This window comes from Bacillus cereus group sp. BcHK124, assembly GCF_027712065.1.
In the GTDB taxonomy this organism is placed as follows: Bacteria; Bacillota; Bacilli; order Bacillales; family Bacillaceae_G; genus Bacillus_A; species Bacillus_A pacificus.
The window spans coordinates 107,679-128,370 of the sequence record NZ_JAQFPJ010000008.1; the positions used below are offsets into that span (position 1 = coordinate 107,679).

Genomic DNA, 20,692 nt, shown 5'->3' on the forward strand with positions numbered 1-20,692 from the left:
CGTGAGAGGAAGGGTATGTAATGGCTGAGCGGTATTCACGACAACATTTGTTTAAACCAATTGGGAGTAGAGGGCAAGAAAAAATTCGAAATAAACATGTGTTAATTGTAGGAGTAGGCGCATTAGGAAGTGCAAGTGCCGAAAGTTTCGTACGTGCAGGTATTGGCAAGTTGACGATTATAGATCGCGATTACGTTGAATGGAGTAATTTACAAAGGCAACAATTGTACTCTGAACAAGATGCAAGAGAGAAATTGCCAAAAGCAATCGCTGCTAAAAATCGGCTAGAAAAACTTAATGCGGAAGTACAAATACATGCTTTCGTAATGGATGCATGTGTAGAAAACTTGGAAGAGCTATTAGAAAATGTCGATGTAATCATTGATGCAACAGATAATTTCGATATCCGATTTATAATAAATGACTTATCACAAAAACATAATATCCCGTGGGTATATGGTTCTTGCGTTGGCTCGTACGGTATGAGTTGTACAATTATTCCACAAGAGACACCGTGTTTACATTGTGTGCTGAAGAACGTTCCAGTTACAGGTGTGACGTGTGATACAGCTGGAATTATTAGCCCGACTGTACAAATCGTCGCAGCATATCAAGTGGCGGAAGCACTCAAAATTTTAGTAGAAGATTTTGCAGCAATTAGAAAAACATTTTTCATGTTTGATATATGGAGTAATCAAAACCATTTTATAAAACTAGGGAAAATAAAAACAGATGCTTGTCTCTCATGTGGTTTGAATCGAACTTATCCTTATTTATCATATGAAAACCAAACGAAGGTAGCTGCTTTATGCGGAAGAAATACAGTTCAAATTAGATCAGTAGACAATAGAAAATACAATTTTGATGATATAGAAAAAGTATTAAAAAAAGTGGGGGAAGTAAATCGGAATCCGTATTTACTATCTTGCCAATTAGATGAGTACCGCATCGTTGTTTTTCAGGATGGTCGTGTTTTTATTCATGGCACAAATGATATTTCGAAAGCGAAACAACTATATTATCGCGTATTTGGCTAATAGAAAGGGTTGTCAACAATGGAAAGAAGAGTACCAATCACAGTTGAAGAGGCTGTTCGTAAAGTGATGGGATTTGCTCATAACGGCTTAAAGGAGCTACTACCTATTGAATTAGCTTATGGACGTATATTAGCAGAGGATTTAGTAGCTGACCATGATGTGCCGTCATTTAATCGTTCACCGTATGACGGGTTTGCTATTAGAGCAAAAGATACGGATTTAGCAAGTTATGAAACTCCAAGTGTATTTGAAGTAGTGGGTGAAATCGGTGCAGGATCGCTATTCGATGAGAAAGTAGGTCCATTTCAAGCAGTTCGAATTATGACAGGAGCGCAAATTCCGAATGGGTGTGATGCGGTTGTTATGTTAGAGCTAACTCGTCAATATGAGGAGGATGGCAACAAATATATGGAAGTGAAGCGATCATTCAAAACGGGCGACAATATTTCTTTTCAAGGTGAAGATGCTTGTAGAGGCACGGTTCTTGCAAAGAAAGGGTCATACATTCATCCAGGTATTTCAGCTCTTCTTGCTACGTTTGGGTATAGCGAGGTACCGGTGGCTAGAAAGCCTGTAATTGGACTATTAGCGACTGGAAGTGAATTACTGGACGTAAACGATTCATTACAGCCAGGGAAAATTCGAAACAGTAATACGTATATGATATTGTCTCAAATTCGAAGAGCGGGCGGAAGAGTAAAGTATTTTGGGAAGTTTAGCGACGATTTTCATACATGTTTCAAAGCTGTAAAAGAAGCGCTTGGCCAAGTAGATATGCTCATTACAACAGGCGGTGTATCAGTAGGGGATTACGATTATTTACCAGCTATATATGAAGAGTTAGGTGCATCTGTTCTTTTCAATAAAGTTGCAATGAGGCCAGGAAGTGTTACGACTGTAGCACAATTAAATGGCAAGTTATTATTTGGTTTATCAGGAAATCCATCTGCTTGTTACGTAGGGTTTGAATTATTTGTAAGACCTTGTATTCGGACGTATATGTTTAGTGAAAAAGCACATGTAAAGAGAGAAAAAGCGTTATTAGGAGAAGACTTTCTAAAGCCAAATCCATTTACAAGATTTGTACGAGCGAAACTGACATATAACGAAGGTCAGTTAATTGCTTGTCCTTCAGGATTTGATAAATCTAGCTCGGTCTCTTCATTAGCAGAATCGAATGTTTTTATCGTATTACCAGGTGGGACAAGAGGATATAAAAAAGATATGTTTGTGGATGTTCTTTTATTGGAAGATAACGAAGGTAGTGAATGGCCTTGGACATTTCGCAAAGTGAGAGGTGGTTCCAATGGGACAAGTGCTATTTGAGATTGTTGATATACCGATTGTAGTTGAAGAAGTAACGAATAAAGTTGCAAGAAGAGAGGCAGGTGCGATTACAACTTTTATTGGTACAGTGAGAGAATTAACAAAAGGAAAACGAACGCTACATTTAGAGTATGAAGCATATAAACCGATGGCAGTAAAGCAACTTATGAGAATTGGTGAAGAAATTAGTGAAAAATGGCCGGATGCAAAAGTAGCAATTACTCACCGAGTAGGCCGGCTAGAAATAATGGATATTGCGGTAGTCATTGCAGTTTCATCACCGCATCGCAAAGTAGCTTATGAAGCGAATGAATACGCAATTGAACGTATAAAGCGAATCGTCCCAATATGGAAAAAAGAATTTTGGGAAGATGGGACGATGTGGATTGGCGATCAACTTGAAAATACACCATATCCAGCAGGAAAACCGAAGAAGGAAGAATGAGAAAATGATTACAATTTTACTGTTTGCAAATTTGCGTGAGGAAGTCGAATTAGATCGATTCGTAATTTCAGAAAAAGAAGAAATGACAGTGCAGCAATTAAAAGAATGGCTCAAAGCAAACTATAGTTTACAATCGCTTGATAGAGTGATGGTGGCTGTTAATGAAGAGTTTGTAACGAATGACGAGATGATACAAGCTGGAGATATCGTCGCATTTATCCCGCCTGTTAGTGGTGGATAATAAGTGTTTCTTGCAACGACAAGAAGATGTTGTATATAAAGTGAAACTTTAATCAGTGGGGGGGTTCTTCATCCCCCACTGATTATTAGTTAAAGTCGGATAAATTAGAATACGAGAAGGGATGAGTTTTATGATTACTCAAGAACAAATAATGAATGCGTTAAAACATGTAGAGGATCCAGAATTACACAAAAGTATTGTAGAGTTAAACATGGTTAGAAATATACAAATGAATGGAACAGAGGTTAAACTTGAAGTAGTGCTAACGATTCAAGGTTGTCCGTTAAAAGCAAAAATTCAACAAGATGTGGAAGAATCACTTCACGCAATAGGTGCATCTAAAGTAGATTTGACGTTTGGTTCTATGACACAAGAAGAACGAGCTGCGCTAACAGAAAAGTTAAAGAAAAATAGTAGAACAGAAACTGGTATGCCGAGCATGCTTCGTCCTGATTCAGGAGTACGATTTATTACTGTAACGAGCGGAAAAGGTGGAGTCGGAAAATCAACTGTAACAATTAATCTTGCAACAGCTTTAGCTCGTATGGGCAAAAAAGTGGGGATATTAGATGCAGATATATATGGTTTTAGCATTCCAGCTATGATGGAAACGAATCAAAAACCAACGATGATTGATCAAACAGCAATTCCAGTTATTAGTCACGGTGTTAAAATCATGTCGATGGGATTTTTTACAGAAGGAAATAATCCGGTTATGTGGCGCGGACCGATGTTAAATAAATGGATTCAAAATTTCCTTGCGAATACGCACTGGGGAGAATTAGATTATTTACTTCTTGATTTACCACCTGGTACAGGAGATGTTGCTATTGATGTTGCAGCAATGATTCCGCAGGCGAAAGAAATTATTATTACAACACCACATAATGTAGCTTCATTCGTAGCATCTAGAGTAGGCGTAATGGCAAAACATACGAAACACGAGATTTTAGGTATTGTGGAAAACATGGCTTATTATGAAGAACAAGATGGATCGAAAAATTATCTGTTTGGAAAAGGCGGAGGCGAAATGTTAGCAGAACAATTGCAAACAGAAGTAATCGCACAAGTACCTTTTGCAAAACGTGAAGAAAATAGCGGTTCATCTGTATATGATGAAGATTCTCTTGTTGGAGAAGTGTTTACATCGTTAGCAGAAGATATTATTTATAAAGGATAGAGGAGGAATTTTTTATGGCGTGTAATATCGATCATTCTATTGAAGATGTAATGAATAAACTTGAAAGTCAAAAGATTTTTTTATCTGAAGATATTTTTAAAGGGTTAAAAAAATTTTTGCAAGGTAATCACTCACAAGAAATGTTAAATGATGTATTTCACCTTTTAAAAAAGTATGACTTAGTAAGTGAAGAAGAAAGAGAGGCGAGAAATACTCAATTATTGCTGATTATAAAATAAATACACTTTGGCTTTTGTTTTGCAACAGGAGGGGTAAATGTAATGGATATGAAAAAGATGATTGAAATGATAGAAGCAACAAAAGTGACTAAAGAAGAATTATCGATTTCTACTTTACATCAAGAGCTTGTGAAGTTATATAGTGAAAAAAATGTTGCTCATTATACGGAGCTATTAAAGTATATTTTATCATTATCCGTGCAGCTAAACCTACATCTTGTATTGAAATATTTTGGCGTGCGACCGATTATTGCTGTAGACGAGCGTATGCAATTTCAAGAGATATTTAAATGTTTAGCTAAGAAAGATGATAATGAGGAATGGTTTCTAAATTTCGTTTCTTTATATGTGGGGCTAATCGTAGTTCTTCATTTTGATGAAAAAGAGATTGAGAGAAGTTTTTTCGATGCTATGGTAGTGGGTGAAGGGAATGAAATATAAGATCTTGCCCATAACATCTTTCTGTTTAATTGGCTATGTAAATATGAAGGTAACTAATCAATAAAAAGCGTTCTTCAGTTGTTTCCATCATTTTTTCATGTTACCATTAAGCGAATTTTTCATAGGGAGAGAAAGCGATGAAATGGATTTATTTTATTATTATTAACGTTATAGCTTTTAGCCTTATGGGGCTTGATAAACGAAAAGCGAAGAAGAAACAGTGGAGAACGCCAGAAAGTACGTTGTTTTTATCAGCAGCAGCTGGGGGAGCAGTTGGAGCTTGGATTGGTATGTATATGTTTCATCATAAAACTCATAAAAAGAAATTTGTTTTCGGCATACCGTTACTTGTTGTAATAACGGTATGTTTATTATTCGTTGTATGAGAAATGTCGAAAGAAATGCAGATTGATTATTGGTAAAGTGAGCACGTGGGAACGTATAATGGAGAAAAAATGAGAAGAGGAGAAAAAGGAAGATGGGGAGTCAATCAGCAGAGCAAAAAAAAGGGATTATATATGCGGCTGGTGCGTATACGATGTGGGGAATACTACCAATCTATTGGAAATGGGTTGAGGAAGTCCCAGCAGATGAAATATTAGCACACCGCATCGTTTGGGCGTTCGTGTTTATGTTAATCGTATTAGGTGTTACGAAGAGATTTCGTCAGTTTATTGGAGAGTTCATGAATCTTTTTAAACGACCTAAATTATTAATGTCATTAACAATAGCTTCAGTCTTGATTAGCGGAAACTGGTTTGTCTACATATGGGCCGTTAATCATAATCATGTCATTGAAGCAAGTCTTGGCTATTATATTAATCCGCTTATTAGTATTTTACTTGGTACAGTCGTTTTAAAGGAAAAGTTAAACTTTTGGCAATACGTTGCAGTTGGTTTAGCTGGAGTAGGAGTTATCATTTTAACAGTACGTTTCGGGGCTATTCCATGGGTTTCTTTATCACTTGCCCTTTCATTTGGATTATATGGATTAACAAAAAAATTGTTAAACTATGATGCGACAATTGGACTTACGATGGAAACGATGTTAGTGACACCGTTTGCGATTATTTATCTAGTAATGACAGGAGTACATGGTTTCGGCTCATTTGGCTCTATCTCAATGTTATCGACATTACTATTAATAGGAGCGGGCATTGTTACAGCATTGCCACTTTTTTATTTTGCAAAAGGAGCCCAACTTATTCCACTTTATATGGTAGGTTTTTTACAATATATTGCGCCAACAATTAGTTTAATTTTAGGTGTATTCGTATTTGGTGAACATTTCACATCTACTCATATGATTGCATTTTTCTGTATATGGGTTGCATTAGTTGTATTCTCGGTAGCGAAAACAAAGTTCTTAGTGCAGAAACAACCGAAATTTATAAAAAATAAATCAGCAAAAGTATCGTAATGCGTAGTATTTTCTACGCATTTTTCTTTATACTGATACTATAGGATTTCCATTATAGCTAGTAGGGAGCTGAGAACGTGGAAACAATTTTACATAACGATCCGCTTATGGCTGCTGTAATTTCATGGTTTTTAGCACAATTAACGAAAGTAGTCTTTAAATTATTCAAAACGGGTGAATTTGATTTTGCAAAGTTTTTCGCTTCAGGTGGGATGCCAAGTTCTCATGCTTCAACTGTTACAGCACTGGCGACAGGTGTTGGCGTTGTGGAAGGTGTGGAAAGTACTTTATTTGCAATTGCTGCTATTTTTGCCATTATAGTTATGTATGACGCTTCAGGAGTAAGGCTGGCAGTAAGTAAACAGGCGAAAATATTGAATGAGTTTTTTCACGGTAGACAAACAGAATATAAGAAGTTAAATGAGCTTGTCGGGCATACGCCGTATGAAGTAGTAGTTGGTGCTTTATTAGGGATTATTGTCGGAGTAGGATATTGTTTATGAGCAGAGCATCTTATATGTTCTGCTTTTCTTTGTATTCATACATATTCAGCTACCTTCTTGAATATCGTTATACGGATTTCGAAAGGGTGGGTGAGTAACTTGTTATTATATGAAAAAGCGCATGAAGAAATAGCGAGAAGAGCAAATGCACTTCAAACGATGCAACGGCAAGATGGTACGTGGCGATTTTGTTTTGAAGGAGCTCCATTAACAGATTGCCATATGATTTTTTTATTAAAATTATTAGGTAGAGATAAAGAGATAGAACCGTTTGTAAAAAGGTTAGCATCACTTCAAACAAATGAAGGAACGTGGAAATTGTATGAAGATGAAGTGGGAGGTAATTTATCAGCTACCATTCAATCTTATGCGGCCTTGCTAGCATCGAAAAAATATACAAAAGAAGATGCGAATATGAAGCGAGCGGAAAATTTTATTAAGGAACGCGGAGGCGTGGCGCGTGCTCATTTTATGACGAAGTTTTTATTAGCAATTCATGGAGAATATGAATATCCTTCACTCTTTCATTTACCAACACCAATCATGTTTCTACAGAATGATTCCCCCCTCAGTATATTTGAATTGAGTAGCTCAGCACGTATCCATTTAATTCCGATGATGGTGTGTTTAAATAAAAGATTTCGAGTAGGGAAAAAGTTATTGCCAAATTTAAATCACATTGCGGGCGAGGGCGGACAATGGTTTCGGGAGGATCGGTCTCCGTTGTTTCAAACGTTATTAAGTGATGTAAAACAAATTATCTCGTACCCACTTTCGTTACATCATAAAGGATATGAGGAAGTCGAACGTTTTATGAAAGAGCGTATTGATGAAAATGGAACGTTATATAGTTACGCAACTGCCTCGTTTTATATGATTTATGCTTTACTTGCGTTAGGGCATTCTCTTCATTCATCACTGATTCAAAAGGCTATAGCTGGGATAACATCTTATATATGGAAGATGGAAAGAGGGAGTCACTTGCAAAACTCTCCTTCGACCGTATGGGATACAGCTTTACTCAGCTATGCGTTACAAGAGGCCCACGTTCCAAAAGATCACAAGATGATTCAACAGACAATAACATATTTATTAAAAAAACAGCATACAAAAAAAGCTGATTGGAGCGTACATGCTCCCGCACTTACTCCAGGTGGTTGGGGTTTTTCGGATGTAAATACGACAATTCCAGATGTCGATGATACAACAGCTGTGCTAAGAGCGTTGGCAAGGAGTAGAGGAAACGAAAATATAGATAATGCTTGGAAGAAAGGGGTCAATTGGATTAAAGGATTACAAAATAATGATGGTGGCTGGGGAGCGTTCGAAAAAGGTGTGACGAGCAAATTATTAGCGAATTTACCAATCGAAAATGCAAGTGATATGATTACGGATCCTTCCACACCAGATATTACAGGAAGAGTGTTAGAGCTTTTCGGGACATATACGCAAAATGAATTACCTAAGAAACAAAAACAAAGTGCGATAAATTGGTTAATGAATGTACAAGAGAGAAATGGATCCTGGTATGGGAAATGGGGGATTTGTTATATATATGGTACGTGGGCTGTTATGACTGGTTTACGGTCACTCGGAATTCCATCTAACAATCCATCATTGAAACGAGCAGCTTTATGGCTTGAACATATACAGCATGAAGATGGTGGATGGGGAGAATCATGCCAAAGTAGTGTGGAGAAAAGATTCGTTACTTTACCATTTAGTACACCATCTCAAACAGCATGGGCGTTAGATGCTCTCATTTCTTACTATGATAAAGAAACACCAACTATTCGAAAAGGCGTTTCATATTTGCTTGCGAATCCTTATGTGAATGAAAAATATCCTACTGGAACAGGTTTACCTGGTGGGTTTTATATTCGTTATCATAGCTATGCCCAAATTTATCCGCTACTTACTTTGGCACATTATACAAAAAAATATCAAAAATAAACCGAGAGATGTTTCTCGGTTTATTTTGTTGGGTAGTAGGTCCCTGTTGAAAAGAATAAGGTTGTGCTTTCCTTATTTTTCTGTTGACTGGCGTTTTTGACGTGCATCAGCGGCATTTGCACGTGCGTTTGCTTCTAAGTCATTGTGGTCAGCAAGTTCACGAGAGAACTCTACATCAATGCCATCAGTAGCTTTGTTTTGTTTGAAATTTTTTTTGTTCATTCGACACAATCTCCTTACACTTTATGCGGCGTTGCAAAGTTAGTTTGACACAAATAGACTTTTTTATACAAAGAGGAATTGGAAAGTAAAAAGCCGAAATATACAGTATAAGTAATAGAAATGGGGGATAGGGATGAAGTTTTTAAATGGGAAAACAGCTGTTGTAACAGGAGCTGCACAGGGAATTGGAAAAGAGATTGCAAAGGTTTATGCAAAACTAGGGGCGAAAGTATTAATTAGTGATGTAAATGAAGAGAAGCTACAAAAAACGACACGTGAGTTATCGGACGAAGGATATGAAGTGTGCTCATATCGATGTGATGTGAGTAATCAAAATGAAGCGAAGTCGTTAATTGAATATGCGGTTCAAAAATTTGGTACATTACATATTTTGGTGAACAATGCTGGAATTACAAGAGATGCAATGTTACATAAAATGGAGAAGTCTGCTTGGGAACAAGTATTACAAGTGAACTTAACTGGTGTTTTTTATTGTATGCAACCAGCTCTCCTTTACATGAGACAACAAGGGTATGGACGTATTATTAATATATCTTCAATTAGTAGAGAAGGAAACATAGGTCAAGCAAACTATGCAGCTACGAAGGCAGGCGTTGTAGGTTTAACGAAAACGGCAGCGAAAGAAGTTGGAAATTTCGGTATTACGTGTAATGCGATTTGCCCAGGATTTATGGATACAGATATGACAAAAACGATACCAGATAAAGTGAAAGAAAAGATGGTCGGCGCGATTCCGGTTGGTAGAATTGGAACGCCAGAAGATATTGCGAACGCAGCTGCCTTCTTAGCATCAGAATACGCATCCTATATTACAGGAGAAGTATTAAATGTGAGCGGGGGACTGCAAGTTTAAAGACATACATAATGAAAAGAACCTGACCGGATAGGTCAGGTTCTTTCTCATTAATTTAAGTTAAGCCAAACGCTCTTCACTTCTGTATAGTTATTTAATGCATAAGATCCCATTTCACGACCAAGACCGGATTGTTTAAATCCTCCAAATGGAGATGCTGCATCAAAGACGTTATAACAGTTTACCCATACTGTACCAGCGCGTACTTTACTTGCAACGTAGTGTGCTGTTTTAACATTTTCTGTCCACACACCAGCTGCTAAGCCAAATTGTGATTTATTTGCACGTTCAATTACTTCATCAATATCGTTAAACGGTATAGCAGAAATAACTGGACCGAAAATTTCTTCTTTTGCAATCGTCATTTCATCATTTACGTCAGCGAATACTGTAGGAGAAACGAAGTAGCCTTGATCAAATGGATTACTTCCTCCGCAAAGTACTTCAGCACCTTCTTCAATCCCTTTTTCGATGTAGCCCATTACACGTTTTTGTTGTTCTTCGGAAACGAGAGGACCGATTGTAGTTTCTGGACTTAAGCCAGCACCTTGATTTAATTTTTTAGAGTAAAGGACAAGGTCAGCCATGACATTATCATACATTTTCTTCGGAACAAATAAACGTGATCCAGCAGAGCATACTTGTCCTTGGTTAAACATAACACCAGAAAGTGCGCCAGGAATCGCGCGAGATAAATCAGCATCTGGCAAGATGATATTTGGTGATTTACCGCCTAACTCAAGTGTAACGCGCTTTAATGTTTCATATACCCCCAATATTGGTCATAATACTGAAAGTATATAAAAAGGATATTGTAAGTATTGATATAAAAGGAATAAAAGGGTGTTTTATATTTTGACCACTTTTATCAAATAGTGGACAAAATAGGAGTAATAAAATAAGATAGATTTAGGTACTATTTCAGAGAAACGAGAGTAGTAAAAGTAATCATGTTAAACAAAAATAAAAGAGAGTACATAGAGAGAAATTCTTTTATGAATGAGGGGAAGTGAATGAAGTAATGGATTATAAATTTGTAAGTAAAGAAACTACTGTAAATGAAATGATTAGAGGGAAAATGAGAAATATAAAAGTGATTACGATAGGTGTGTTGGAGGACAGTACAGGTATTGTATATCCACACCCTATATCAGAATTTATAAAAAGACAGTATGAGTTTTATGGAAAATCATTAAATAGTTCTGATGCACCTGCAAGGGTAGTGTGTCGTTTCTTGAATTTTTGTTTACAAAAGATTGAAGAAGGACATGAAGAATTTGTGGGTATGAAAGATAAGGGGATAAATGGATTAGAACGCAAACATGGTAGTCAATATATAACACATTGCTCATTAGAGGGATTGCAAAAAGCAACAGTAGAACAGTATGAAAAATACCTTTCGGCATTTTATGTGTTTTTGAAAAAAATGAATTGGATAGACGAAGATTTTCCTTTAGAGGAGAAAAAGAATTTTAATGGTGATACTGTTCATGGTTCAGTATTTAGAGAACCAAGTTTAGGAACAAGATTTCCTTCGAGAAATACTAGTAAAAGAAAAGTATCAAAGTTGAAAGATTTTGGAGAAGACCGAAATCAATTAACAGCACACTTTATTCGAACAGCTATGGACATTGCAGAGGATATTGCTTTAGGGTTGTGTTTTCAATTTTATGGCGGATTGAGAAGAGGTGAAGTTGTTAATGTTTCGAGAGGGAATTTGATTGTAAATGAAGGCGAATCAATGGAAGTCCAAATCAAAGATAATCGTAACAAATTCTTTTCTCGTCTAAAGGATACGAAATCAGAGAATCCAAAGAGGCTCAATTACTTACAAACAGATATGGCTAGACAGACCATTTTAGATAATGATCTCGTATGGGAAGTATATCGAAAACATCATAAAAGACTAGATTACATGATTAAGAGTGGGAAGTGCAAGAATCATAGTGCTTTATTCTTAGATGGAGATGGAGAAACGATGTCAGGAAAAGTATATGATCGACGTTTTCAGAAAGTGAAAAAGGCATTTTTAGATTCATTAATGGGACATAAAGATTATGATCTTCTAGCGGATACGTTTTGGTCAACACATATCGGTCGAGGAGTATTTACGAACATGTTAATTGATATGGGATTCACTCCAACGCAACTAGCGATAGCGCGTGGAGATAGAAGCTTAACTTCAGCTATGTCCTATATTGATCAAACACTGACAACAGAACAAATACAACAGGCTGTAAACGAATTTAAAGATTACCCCACAGAAAAATTAGGGGTTATCGATTATGACCATGTGAAGAAATGGAAGAAAAAATTATAAAGGTGTAAGGCGGGGGAATTGGTGGAACAAGAGTGGATTACGAAATCAGAAGTCATTAAATGCGGAAAATATGGGAAGATTTCAAAGCATAGTGGTGGTTTTAATCATTGGATTAAAGAAGGAAACCTTACTACAAAAGAAGGACGAGGAAGCAATGGAAAACCATCAACGTTTTTTAGTGTAAAAGAATTAGATGATTTAATGGCAAAAATAGAAGAAATGGAAGAACATTATTTAACTGAAAAAGAAGTTTCTAAAAAGCTTGGGTATAAAGAAACTGTTACGGGTAATAGTGTTGCGGGTCGAAAAAAAGTAGCTGAAATTATTCCTCTTTGTGATTCGGAAAAAATTGAGTATAAATACTACGAAAATGGCTTCAATAAATCTATTTTATATGTGAATAAGAAGCAACTACTTCATTTCGTTGAAACACATATAAGAAGCGATGAATTGGCAAAAAAATATAACATAAATCATTTGCAATTTGATATTGTAGATCGGCAAAATGACCTCAAAAGAATACGTCTTACTAAATTAGTTTGGTTTTATCGATTAGAGGATGTTAAGTATTTTGAAATGTTTAACACAAATCTAGATGACTATTACACATTAGAGGAGACTTACGAGATTCTTGGGATGAAAAAACATACACTTTTATTGATTGCTAAAGAAGAGGGTATAAAACCAGTTAAACTGAGTTCTAAGAAGGTGTATTACTCAAAGGAAGCTATTAAAGGCATTGCTGAAAATGTGAAGGAAAGTAAGGAGAAGTATTGTCTTGCAAGTGAAATCAATAATATTTGCGGTGTTCATATTCGACAACCTACGGCTGTTTTTACACCAATAAAAACAAATGCTATTATACGATATGCTTTTGGGACAACAGCAGAATTTGTATTTCGATTGGAAGAAGTACAAGAATACAAAGATAAAATTGATATGCAAGACAAAATAAAAAGAATGCTTTTGGAAAAATCACCAGTAAAAGCGTTTGAAGAATGGCTGATTTTAAAAGAAATTTCTTTTTCAGAAAATAGTCGATATACAGAGCAAGAATGGTATTCGTACTGCAAAGCGAAGTTCGTGCTGTCTGAAAGAAATGAGAAAGGTATAAGGAATTTATTGCGAGATTACGTTGATTGTACGGAATATTTATCAAAATTGACAATAGAAAAAGAATTGTATTCGTTAACTTCAAATGAAATCAATCTCAAATTATTCAATCCTTCAATAGGCGTGAAAAAGCAAGGTTTTTTATACGCTTTTTTAAGAGAATTTCATTCAAGAGTGACTATATATTTAAATAAAAAAGAAGTGCGAAAAAAAACATTTGATATAAACAGAATTACTAATCCTTATCAGTATGAGGTAGAAGAAAAACCAAAAGAAGTATATGAGTATGACGAGTACATAAAAGTATATGATTATGTCCAAAAAGAGGAACATAAACATAAAGCTATTTTAGATGCGGAGAAGATAATCGCAGGTAAAGATAAAAAAGAAATATTCTATTACGGTTCTGCTTGGCTCTATGTGTTGGCTCACTTAGGTAATGCCTGGAGACACGGAGATGTAATGGATATTGCGATGGTTGATTTCGAATCGATTGGAATTAATTCTCTAGAAATATTAAAATCAAGGGATTTAACAATGGAAGAAGCGAATGCAGTTATCAATCAAATTAAACGAAAAGATTTGACAGTAAACAAAACTGGAGCAACCAATCGTTTCAATTGTCCAGATGATTTAGCTGTTTCACTTGCGACTGCAATTATTATTTGTTCAATCGTTGCTAAAAAGCGGACAAGCCTTGTAATTAGCTCAAATTCTAATGAAACAAGAATCATAGATTTTGGCACACAAGATGATAGTTATTTTGGTCAAAAAGCTCATAATGCTTTCTTCGAAAATTTTGAAATAGACGAATTTCAATTTCAAAGCCGACAAATGAATCGTACGGTATTAGTGTTGATATATATGGTTCTAGTGAAGAAAGGGAAAGGTAGTGCAGCTTTAGAAATGGCTCAACGACTACGAGCACATGAAAATTTCGAAACTACCAACATTTATCTTGTAATTCCACAAGATGAATTGGATGAATTAAGCGAGGGTTTGTTTAACAGAAAAAACTTTGGTTATATTCCTGATTTGATGGCTGAAGTTCTGATTGGAGATACAGAAGATAGAAATCAAAGAACGCAAGAAATATTAGCTTTAAATGCAACATTTGGTGGGATTCATAAACTAGAAGCAACAACTGGATTTATTAATAAAACGTTAGCGGAACGGCAAAAAGTCGCTGATAAAATTTTCAGTATGGGTTTGGATGAGGTCACAGAATTAATGTTTGACTTACAAGTTAATGCTTTGGTGAGTAACGAAGAAAATTACCAATGTCTTGTCTCTCCGAACTGTCAAAAACCAGAATTGGATTCTTGTAAAGATTGTCCATTCGCTGTTCCAAATTTTTATTCACTCTCTTCTCTCGTAGAAGGTTTTAAAGCGTCTATTTTGGAGTTTGTTAAAGATTTCGACCCAAATACCTTTGACGGTGAAAAAACTCGTCTCATGAACGTGTTATATAAAGATTTAGACCATTTAGAACGTGCGATGCAAAAGTTTGGGGAAGAGGAAGTATTTCATTTCTTCGAAAGAGGAAAAGAAGAATATAACGAATTAGTCGATTTGATTGGGGAAGTACAAGTAAAAACTGGTGAAGATTTTGATGAGTATTTAACATACAATCCAAAATATTTATCTTAATACAGATTACAGGGGGAGTTAATATGTCCGTGATAGATAGCACAATAAAAGAAATAGAACTTGATATAGATGTTTTCTCTGATGAAGGATTCGATATAAAACAAAGTGTTGTTGAAGCTAAAGGGATTGTACAAAAACTCGTAGAAGAAAATCGCTGGATTCGTGGTGAGTTTGAAGAGGATTACTGGGAAGTTAATAGAGTTTTGTATAGTGAACATTGCAACAGTTATAACTTCAGTAAGTTTGATTCCTCACATTTTAATCGTAAATTGCCAAAAGAGTTTAAAGAAATCGTTAAATGTTGGATTGTCAATCTTATTGATCAATACAAAGAAATAGCGGTTCATTGTCTAATTCATTTAAATAAGGGATTCGAAGTGACCAAAGGCTTCAAAACAACCGAAATAGAAGCGTTAGTTGATTATATTGAATATGGGGAACTAAGTCATAATTATAGACGTTCAATGATTAATTCATTGTGTAATTTCTTTGATTATGCTGACCTAGAGATTGGCGATGATTATCTTCCTGCTCTTGTGGAACTAAAAAATAAAATGCCCCAACATCAAAGCAATATAAGAGAGTTGCCCGCTTCACAGTATGTATTATCGTTTTCTTATTATCTAGAAAAGCATTTTGAAACATTGTTGGAAAGCTTCGTGGATAAGGAAAACTTCGATAAAGAATTACTCATGGTGTATCCACTTGCAATATGGTGGAGATTAACAACAATCATTCCAATGCGTGCTTCGGAGTTTTGTTTGATAAAACGAGATTGCTTAAGTGTAGATAAAGATAAATATTATCTACACTTGCCGAGAACTAAACAGAATACAAAGAGAGTACAAATTATGGACAAAGTAGCGATAGATGAAGAAATGTACCAACTAATTAAACGTTATATTGATTTAACGAATCAGTATGGGGAAACAGATACTTTAATCTCATATCGTTCAATTATGAGTGTGAAAGACAGCGTTCGTGGGTATATTCAAAAGAACACAAATCAATTTAACAGAAGAAATTTGGAAACATTAATTCCTAGATTTTATAGAACGATAGAACAAGTATATGATTTTAAAGTAGAACAAGAATATCACCTTCGACCGAATGATTCTCGACATATAGCATTCATGTCTTTGATGATGCAAGGATATAGTCCTGTTGAGGTTGCACGATTGGGAGGACATAAAACAATTCAAACGCAATTGCATTACAGTAATCATAAAGAGTACTGGGTAGATTCTGAAGTATTTAAGCTAATGAAAAAAGTGAAAAATACTAGTCTCTCAACTAAATCAGTGGGAATTATCCCCGATGAAGTAAAAATGAAAGTGTATGGAAGCGAAGGAACGTATAAACAAAAAATGAAAATAGGATTTTGTAAGGATCAAGAACAAAAATGTGAATCCAAACGTTGTTATTTCTGTTCGCACTGGGGAATTTCACCTGACGAGTATTTGGAAAAGAAAGAAACAATTCAAAAGGAAATACTTGAAATGAGAAATAACGTAAACGAAATGACAACAGTCTTACAAAACCTAAATAAACAATTTCTACAAGACGAATTATCAAGAAGAAATCCAGAGTTGTTAACGAAGATAAAAACAAAAGCAAACGCTATACAGAGCGATATATACAAAATGGCGTTACTAGGTTCTAAGTTAGAAGGAATGGAAGAAGGGAGAATGTTACATGACTAAAAGAGTGGGACGTAAATCAAAATTAACTGAGGAAGAAGTACGAAAAGTAATCTTGATGTTTAGAGAAAATGTACAGGCGATGGGGAATATCAGTTATTCAGAGATTCACCGTTATGCGAATGAACTTCATGAACAAGGAGTCATATCAGCTTCTACCTCTGATGCATTTTGGAGAAAAGAAGGTCGTCTCGGTCGAATCGAAGTAGAAAAAGCAAACGAGATTTTCAGTGAAACGGTAACTGTTTCGAACGGGAAAGAAGTAAAAGTTCCAAACGTAGTGGACCTTGTGAATAAAAGATATAAAGATAAAGACGATCTGTTAAAGCATTTACTCTTCATGGAAAAGCAATTTCATGAGTCATTAGACAGAGAGAAGAAATTACAGAAAGATTTGTCTAAACTGCAAGAAAGTCACAATGAGCTGAAAGACAATCTGAAAAAAGAAAAAGAAAGTAAGGACAAGCTACAAGGTGTTGTATATAGACTGTATAGAACGCTAATGGGACACGCTAACGAAGAAGTAAACCAAAAAGTGGACTATGCCATGAAAACGGCGTTTAAAGAGCCTACGGCTTTCCTAGAGGGGTTTAAAGAGAAGGAAGAGGTACAAGAAGGGCCGAAGGTTCTTCCAATCGACAAGAAGCCAGTAAAGTCTTCGTTTGCAAGTAAGTTTAGAAAATAACATAAAAAAGAATCAAAACGCCTTCGAAGAGTTTCATTCGGAGGTTTTTTGATTTCGATCTTTGTATCCTAATTCTCGTTTGAGTCTATCTGTTTTTTCTTGAAGGACTTTTAGTTTTGATTCGAACTCTGCTTGTTCTTGTTTTCGTTGTTCGCGTCGTAGTTTTACATAGTCTGCAATCGTAAATGTTTTAAGTTCTTCTATCTCGTCTTGTTCTTCATTTTCTTTTTCTTCAAACATAAAAGTCCCTCCTAGTAAAAAATGTCTCAGTGTTATGCAGGACTCCACCCAGTAACAGTATATGCGTTACCAGTAAAGAGTTTCCTAACAAAATGCTGGATGCACCCATAATATCATATGCGGGTTATCCTAACGAAATGCAGGTCTACCAACCCAGTACATATTATATGTGTATTTGTACTTAAAAGTGAGTTAAAAATAGAGGTTTTAGAAGGGGTTAACAATCTATTTCGACCAATAGGTGTTGGGCGAAATGCAAATAACCTATGAAGCACAAGGGGAAATTAAAAGTGACCAAGAAAAAACGTACCTATAAATCGTTAGATGCTTGGCGCATAATTTGCTTACCGACTGGAGTAGAACCAGTAAATGCAATTTTATCAACGAGTGGATGATTAACAAGAGCTTGTCCAGCTGATTCACCGAATCCAGGAACGATATTAATAACACCTTTCGGGAATCCAGCTTCTTCAATCAATTCAGCTAAGTATAAGGCAGATAGTGGAGTTTGTTCTGCAGGTTTTAAAACGATTGTACATCCTGTAGCAAGCGCTGCTCCCATTTTCCACATTGCCATAAGAAGCGGGAAGTTCCAAGGGATAATTTGACCAACGACACCAACAGGTTCATGACGTGTATAGTTAAAGTAATCACCGGAAACAGGGATTGTTTGACCAACGATTTTCGTCGCCCAGCCGGCATAATAGCGCATATGTTCAATTGCGAGTGGTATGTCTGCTGCCATTGTTTCACGGATTGGCTTTCCGTTATCTAACGTTTCAAGCTGTGCAAGCTCTTCTTTATGTTCTTCCATTAGATCAGCTAACTTGTACATAAGCCGGCTTCGCTCAGCAGTGCTCATGCGAGACCAAGGACCTTCGTCAAAAGCCATGCGAGCTGCAACGACAGCTTTATGAATATCTTCGCGACCAGCTTCAGAAACGACGGCAAGTGTTTCGCCAGTTGCTGGGTTAGGTGTGTTAAATGTTTTACCGGAAGCGCTTTCAATAAAAGATCCATTCACATATAACTTTTTTGTACCTTGAAGAAACTTTTCTACCTTTTCATGAAGATTTACAGCTAGTTGACTCATTGTATAACCCCCTTGAAAATATAATGTAAACGCAGTACGAGACGGCGTTTATTCCGAAATCAAGGATGTGGAAACTAGATGGAAAGCCTCTAATTAAAATCATAATTAACAAATACTGAAAATTCAAATTTCATTTGTGTTACAATTGTAAAAAATATGTAATGTAAGAAAGTCTTCTATATGATTATAAAAAATCCTGCTTGTTTTTGCTTTCTAGTAGGAAAAACTAGAAGAACAATGGTACAATAATACATCGTGAGAGGAGGGAGAAAAATGAAGAATTATCATGATGATCCACGCTTTCGAATCGCCCATAGAGAAGCGTTAATTGGTCTTGGACTTGCTATTATCAATTTTATAATATGGTACGGATTTGCTTATGGGCTTGGTAGTAAAAATCCAAGTGAATATACATATGTATTTGGTTTTCCAGCATGGTTTTTTTATAGCTGTATCGTTGGTTTTATCGTTATGGTTATTTTACTTAGTTTAGTTGTTCGTTTTGTATTTCAAGATATTTCACTCGATGAGGAAGAAAAAAGTGAGGAATAATAGATGAATTGGTATGTAATCATTCCAATGATAATTTCGTTTATCGTTGTATTTTTAATTGGTGTATATGCTTCAAGACGTGTACAAGCGACTGCCCATAATAAGTTTTTGCAAGAATATTTTTTAGGTGGGCGTGAGCTCGGTGGTTTATTATTAGCAATGACAATGATTGCTACGTACGGTAGTGCTAGTAGCTTTATTGGTGGCCCTGGTATAGCATACAATATGGGGCTTGGATGGGTATTGTTATCTGCGATTCAAGTTGTAACAGGGTATATCGTTTTAACAGTTATCGGTAAAAAGTTTGCCATTATTGCTAGGAAGATGGAAGCTATTACTCTTATCGATTATTTAAAGGGAAGATACAATAATAAAGCAGTTGTCATACTTTCTGCGTTATGTATTATTATCTTTTTATTTTCAGCAACAGTAGCTCAGTGGGTCGGCGGTGGCCGATTAATTGAGTCGCTAACGGGTCTTTCTTATACAACAGCACTATTTTTATTTACTTTTTCTGTACTTGTGTACGTATTAATTGGTGGATTTCGTGCAGTTGCTTTATCAGATACGTTATTAGGTATCATTATGTTAGTTGGGACGACAATCATTTTAATCGCTACTGTCGTTGCCGGTGGTGGAATTGAAAAGATTATGCAGGAACTTGTTCAAATCAATCCGAATTTAATTACACCATTCGGAGCGGATGGAAGCTTAACGAAATCATATGTGACATCATTTTGGATTTTAATTGGAATTGGCGTTGTTGGTTTACCGCAAATTAGTGTGCGTGCCATGTCTTATAAAAATTCAAAAGCGATGCATCAAGCGTTAATAATTGGGACGATTGTTGTGGGTACCATCATGATTGGTATGCATTTAACGGGTGTGTTCGCACGAGTCGTACTTCCAGGTATAACAGTACCAGATAAAGTAATGCCGCTACTCGCGATGGAAGTGTTGCCACCGTGGCTAGCTGGGGTTTTCTTAGCTGCACCAATGGCAGCCATTATGTCTACAGTAAACTCGTTATTGCTACTTGTAAGTTCATCAATCATTAAAGATATATACGTGAATTACATAAATAAAGATGCGACAGATAGTACGATTAGAAAAGGAAGTTTATGGATTACTGCTATCGTAGGGCTGCTCGTTTATGCAGCAGCAATTAAACCACCAGATTTTTTAATATGGTTAAATTTATTTTCTTTCGGTGGATTAGAAGCAGCATTCATTTGGCCGATCGTATTAGGGTTATATTGGAGAAAAGGAAATGCAACAGGAGCGCTTGCGTCTATTGTAGTTGGAGTAGGGTCATATATGTGTATCCATCTTTTCTACCCAAATCCGTTCGGTATACATACGGTTGTCTTCCCGATTTGCTTAGCGTTTATCGCTTACATCATTGGAAGTATGAGTGCTGTGAAAAAAACAGCATAGGTTATATGAAAAACGTAGTCC

Annotated in this window: 20 protein-coding genes and 2 pseudogenes; 18 read left to right on the forward strand and 4 right to left on the reverse strand. The window is 35.9% G+C overall.

Annotated features, from left to right (window positions below; translation table 11 throughout):
- The first annotated feature begins 20 nt into the window (after positions 1-20).
- The 11 genes from PDK19_RS14745 to shc all read left to right on the forward strand — a co-directional run bounded on the left by PDK19_RS14745 (position 21) and on the right by shc (position 8,785).
- On the forward strand, positions 21-1,037 hold the full coding sequence (locus PDK19_RS14745) for a molybdopterin-synthase adenylyltransferase MoeB (protein ID WP_000840939.1): 1,017 nt from the start codon (positions 21-23) through the stop codon (positions 1,035-1,037).
- A gap of 18 nt (positions 1,038-1,055) precedes the next feature.
- On the forward strand, positions 1,056-2,363 hold the full coding sequence (locus PDK19_RS14750; RefSeq protein WP_270707435.1) for a molybdopterin molybdotransferase MoeA: 1,308 nt from the start codon (positions 1,056-1,058) through the stop codon (positions 2,361-2,363).
- A complete protein-coding gene (gene moaE, locus PDK19_RS14755; protein WP_049112405.1) occupies positions 2,344-2,808 on the forward strand; it encodes a molybdopterin synthase catalytic subunit MoaE in 465 nt (154 codons plus the stop codon). Before PDK19_RS14750 ends, moaE begins: the two co-directional genes overlap by 20 nt.
- Positions 2,809-2,812: 4 nt before the next feature.
- Entirely contained in the window at positions 2,813-3,049 is a 237-nt protein-coding gene (moaD, locus tag PDK19_RS14760; RefSeq protein ID WP_049112407.1) for a molybdopterin converting factor subunit 1, read from the forward strand.
- 130 nt (positions 3,050-3,179) lie between these two features.
- Positions 3,180-4,229 carry a P-loop NTPase gene (locus PDK19_RS14765; protein ID WP_074567564.1) on the forward strand — a complete coding sequence of 350 codons (1,050 nt, stop codon included), beginning with the start codon at positions 3,180-3,182 and terminating at the stop codon, positions 4,227-4,229.
- A gap of 14 nt (positions 4,230-4,243) precedes the next feature.
- Positions 4,244-4,468 carry a hypothetical protein gene (locus PDK19_RS14770; protein WP_000752372.1) on the forward strand — a complete coding sequence of 75 codons (225 nt, stop codon included), beginning with the start codon at positions 4,244-4,246 and terminating at the stop codon, positions 4,466-4,468.
- 42 nt (positions 4,469-4,510) lie between these two features.
- Positions 4,511-4,909, forward strand: a complete 399-nt coding sequence (locus PDK19_RS14775) for a hypothetical protein (protein WP_000367286.1) — start codon at positions 4,511-4,513, stop codon at positions 4,907-4,909.
- 137 nt (positions 4,910-5,046) lie between these two features.
- On the forward strand, positions 5,047-5,295 hold the full coding sequence (locus tag PDK19_RS14780) for a DUF1294 domain-containing protein (protein WP_000871327.1): 249 nt from the start codon (positions 5,047-5,049) through the stop codon (positions 5,293-5,295).
- 92 nt (positions 5,296-5,387) lie between these two features.
- On the forward strand, positions 5,388-6,329 hold the full coding sequence (gene rarD, locus PDK19_RS14785; RefSeq protein WP_000535529.1) for an EamA family transporter RarD: 942 nt from the start codon (positions 5,388-5,390) through the stop codon (positions 6,327-6,329).
- 77 nt (positions 6,330-6,406) lie between these two features.
- Positions 6,407-6,832, forward strand: a complete 426-nt coding sequence (locus PDK19_RS14790) for a divergent PAP2 family protein (RefSeq protein ID WP_000447815.1) — start codon at positions 6,407-6,409, stop codon at positions 6,830-6,832.
- A 99-nt stretch (positions 6,833-6,931) separates the two neighbouring features.
- Positions 6,932-8,785: a squalene--hopene cyclase gene (shc, locus tag PDK19_RS14795; protein ID WP_049111862.1), complete on the forward strand. Its 1,854-nt coding sequence runs from the start codon at positions 6,932-6,934 to the stop codon at positions 8,783-8,785.
- Between the two features lie 72 nt (positions 8,786-8,857).
- Here the strand turns inward: shc and PDK19_RS14800 are convergent, their stop codons facing one another.
- The gene (locus tag PDK19_RS14800; RefSeq protein ID WP_001035808.1) at positions 8,858-9,007 is read right to left on the reverse strand and encodes a YfhD family protein; all 150 of its coding nucleotides are present in this window, start codon (positions 9,005-9,007) and stop codon (positions 8,858-8,860) included.
- 133 nt (positions 9,008-9,140) lie between these two features.
- Here PDK19_RS14800 and fabG point away from each other — a divergent pair, with 133 nt between their 5' ends.
- The gene (gene fabG / locus PDK19_RS14805) at positions 9,141-9,881 is read left to right on the forward strand and encodes a 3-oxoacyl-ACP reductase FabG (protein ID WP_049111860.1); all 741 of its coding nucleotides are present in this window, start codon (positions 9,141-9,143) and stop codon (positions 9,879-9,881) included.
- A 50-nt stretch (positions 9,882-9,931) separates the two neighbouring features.
- Here the strand turns inward: fabG and dhaS (PDK19_RS14810) are convergent.
- Positions 9,932-10,645: pseudogene (gene dhaS / locus PDK19_RS14810) on the reverse strand (aldehyde dehydrogenase DhaS); the annotation flags it as partial.
- Positions 10,646-10,902: 257 nt separating this feature from the next.
- Here dhaS (PDK19_RS14810) and PDK19_RS14815 point away from each other — a divergent pair.
- Genes PDK19_RS14815 through PDK19_RS14830 form a run of 4 tightly spaced genes read left to right on the forward strand, consistent with a single transcriptional unit; the run spans position 10,903 to position 17,349 of the window.
- The gene (locus PDK19_RS14815) at positions 10,903-12,201 is read left to right on the forward strand and encodes a site-specific integrase (RefSeq protein ID WP_144533391.1); all 1,299 of its coding nucleotides are present in this window, start codon (positions 10,903-10,905) and stop codon (positions 12,199-12,201) included.
- Between the two features lie 21 nt (positions 12,202-12,222).
- Positions 12,223-14,964 carry a hypothetical protein gene (locus PDK19_RS14820; RefSeq protein WP_270707438.1) on the forward strand — a complete coding sequence of 914 codons (2,742 nt, stop codon included), beginning with the start codon at positions 12,223-12,225 and terminating at the stop codon, positions 14,962-14,964.
- Between the two features lie 23 nt (positions 14,965-14,987).
- A complete protein-coding gene (locus tag PDK19_RS14825; protein ID WP_144533333.1) occupies positions 14,988-16,667 on the forward strand; it encodes a site-specific integrase in 1,680 nt (559 codons plus the stop codon).
- Positions 16,660-17,349 carry a hypothetical protein gene (locus tag PDK19_RS14830; RefSeq protein WP_222225062.1) on the forward strand — a complete coding sequence of 230 codons (690 nt, stop codon included), beginning with the start codon at positions 16,660-16,662 and terminating at the stop codon, positions 17,347-17,349. Before PDK19_RS14825 ends, PDK19_RS14830 begins: the two co-directional genes overlap by 8 nt.
- Before the next feature lie 33 nt (positions 17,350-17,382).
- Here PDK19_RS14830 and PDK19_RS14835 read toward each other — a convergent pair whose 3' ends face one another.
- Both PDK19_RS14835 and dhaS (PDK19_RS14840) read right to left on the reverse strand, forming a co-directional pair.
- Positions 17,383-17,589 (reverse strand): hypothetical protein, encoded by a 207-nt coding sequence (locus PDK19_RS14835; protein ID WP_000461331.1) that lies wholly within the window; start codon positions 17,587-17,589, stop codon positions 17,383-17,385.
- A 313-nt stretch (positions 17,590-17,902) separates the two neighbouring features.
- Positions 17,903-18,682: pseudogene (gene dhaS, locus PDK19_RS14840) on the reverse strand (aldehyde dehydrogenase DhaS); the annotation flags it as partial.
- A 273-nt stretch (positions 18,683-18,955) separates the two neighbouring features.
- Between dhaS (PDK19_RS14840) and PDK19_RS14845 the strand changes: the two are divergent.
- Entirely contained in the window at positions 18,956-19,234 is a 279-nt protein-coding gene (locus PDK19_RS14845; RefSeq protein WP_000800722.1) for a YhdT family protein, read from the forward strand.
- Between the two features lie 3 nt (positions 19,235-19,237).
- The gene (panF, locus tag PDK19_RS14850; RefSeq protein WP_001104831.1) at positions 19,238-20,671 is read left to right on the forward strand and encodes a sodium/pantothenate symporter; all 1,434 of its coding nucleotides are present in this window, start codon (positions 19,238-19,240) and stop codon (positions 20,669-20,671) included.
- Positions 20,672-20,692: the final 21 nt, after the last annotated feature.

Coding starts and splice junctions, on each gene's coding strand:
- PDK19_RS14745 (WP_000840939.1), top strand. CDS start 21: ATGGCTGAGCGGTATTCACGACAACATTTGTTTAAACCAATTGGGAGT.
- PDK19_RS14750 (WP_270707435.1), top strand. CDS start 1,056: ATGGAAAGAAGAGTACCAATCACAGTTGAAGAGGCTGTTCGTAAAGTG.
- moaE (WP_049112405.1), top strand. CDS start 2,344: ATGGGACAAGTGCTATTTGAGATTGTTGATATACCGATTGTAGTTGAA.
- moaD (WP_049112407.1), top strand. CDS start 2,813: ATGATTACAATTTTACTGTTTGCAAATTTGCGTGAGGAAGTCGAATTA.
- PDK19_RS14765 (WP_074567564.1), top strand. CDS start 3,180: ATGATTACTCAAGAACAAATAATGAATGCGTTAAAACATGTAGAGGAT.
- PDK19_RS14770 (WP_000752372.1), top strand. CDS start 4,244: ATGGCGTGTAATATCGATCATTCTATTGAAGATGTAATGAATAAACTT.
- PDK19_RS14775 (WP_000367286.1), top strand. CDS start 4,511: ATGGATATGAAAAAGATGATTGAAATGATAGAAGCAACAAAAGTGACT.
- PDK19_RS14780 (WP_000871327.1), top strand. CDS start 5,047: ATGAAATGGATTTATTTTATTATTATTAACGTTATAGCTTTTAGCCTT.
- rarD (WP_000535529.1), top strand. CDS start 5,388: ATGGGGAGTCAATCAGCAGAGCAAAAAAAAGGGATTATATATGCGGCT.
- PDK19_RS14800 (WP_001035808.1), bottom strand. CDS start 9,007: ATGAACAAAAAAAATTTCAAACAAAACAAAGCTACTGATGGCATTGAT.
- fabG (WP_049111860.1), top strand. CDS start 9,141: ATGAAGTTTTTAAATGGGAAAACAGCTGTTGTAACAGGAGCTGCACAG.
- PDK19_RS14815 (WP_144533391.1), top strand. CDS start 10,903: ATGGATTATAAATTTGTAAGTAAAGAAACTACTGTAAATGAAATGATT.
- PDK19_RS14825 (WP_144533333.1), top strand. CDS start 14,988: ATGTCCGTGATAGATAGCACAATAAAAGAAATAGAACTTGATATAGAT.
- PDK19_RS14830 (WP_222225062.1), top strand. CDS start 16,660: ATGACTAAAAGAGTGGGACGTAAATCAAAATTAACTGAGGAAGAAGTA.
- PDK19_RS14835 (WP_000461331.1), bottom strand. CDS start 17,589: ATGTTTGAAGAAAAAGAAAATGAAGAACAAGACGAGATAGAAGAACTT.
- PDK19_RS14845 (WP_000800722.1), top strand. CDS start 18,956: ATGAAGAATTATCATGATGATCCACGCTTTCGAATCGCCCATAGAGAA.
- panF (WP_001104831.1), top strand. CDS start 19,238: ATGAATTGGTATGTAATCATTCCAATGATAATTTCGTTTATCGTTGTA.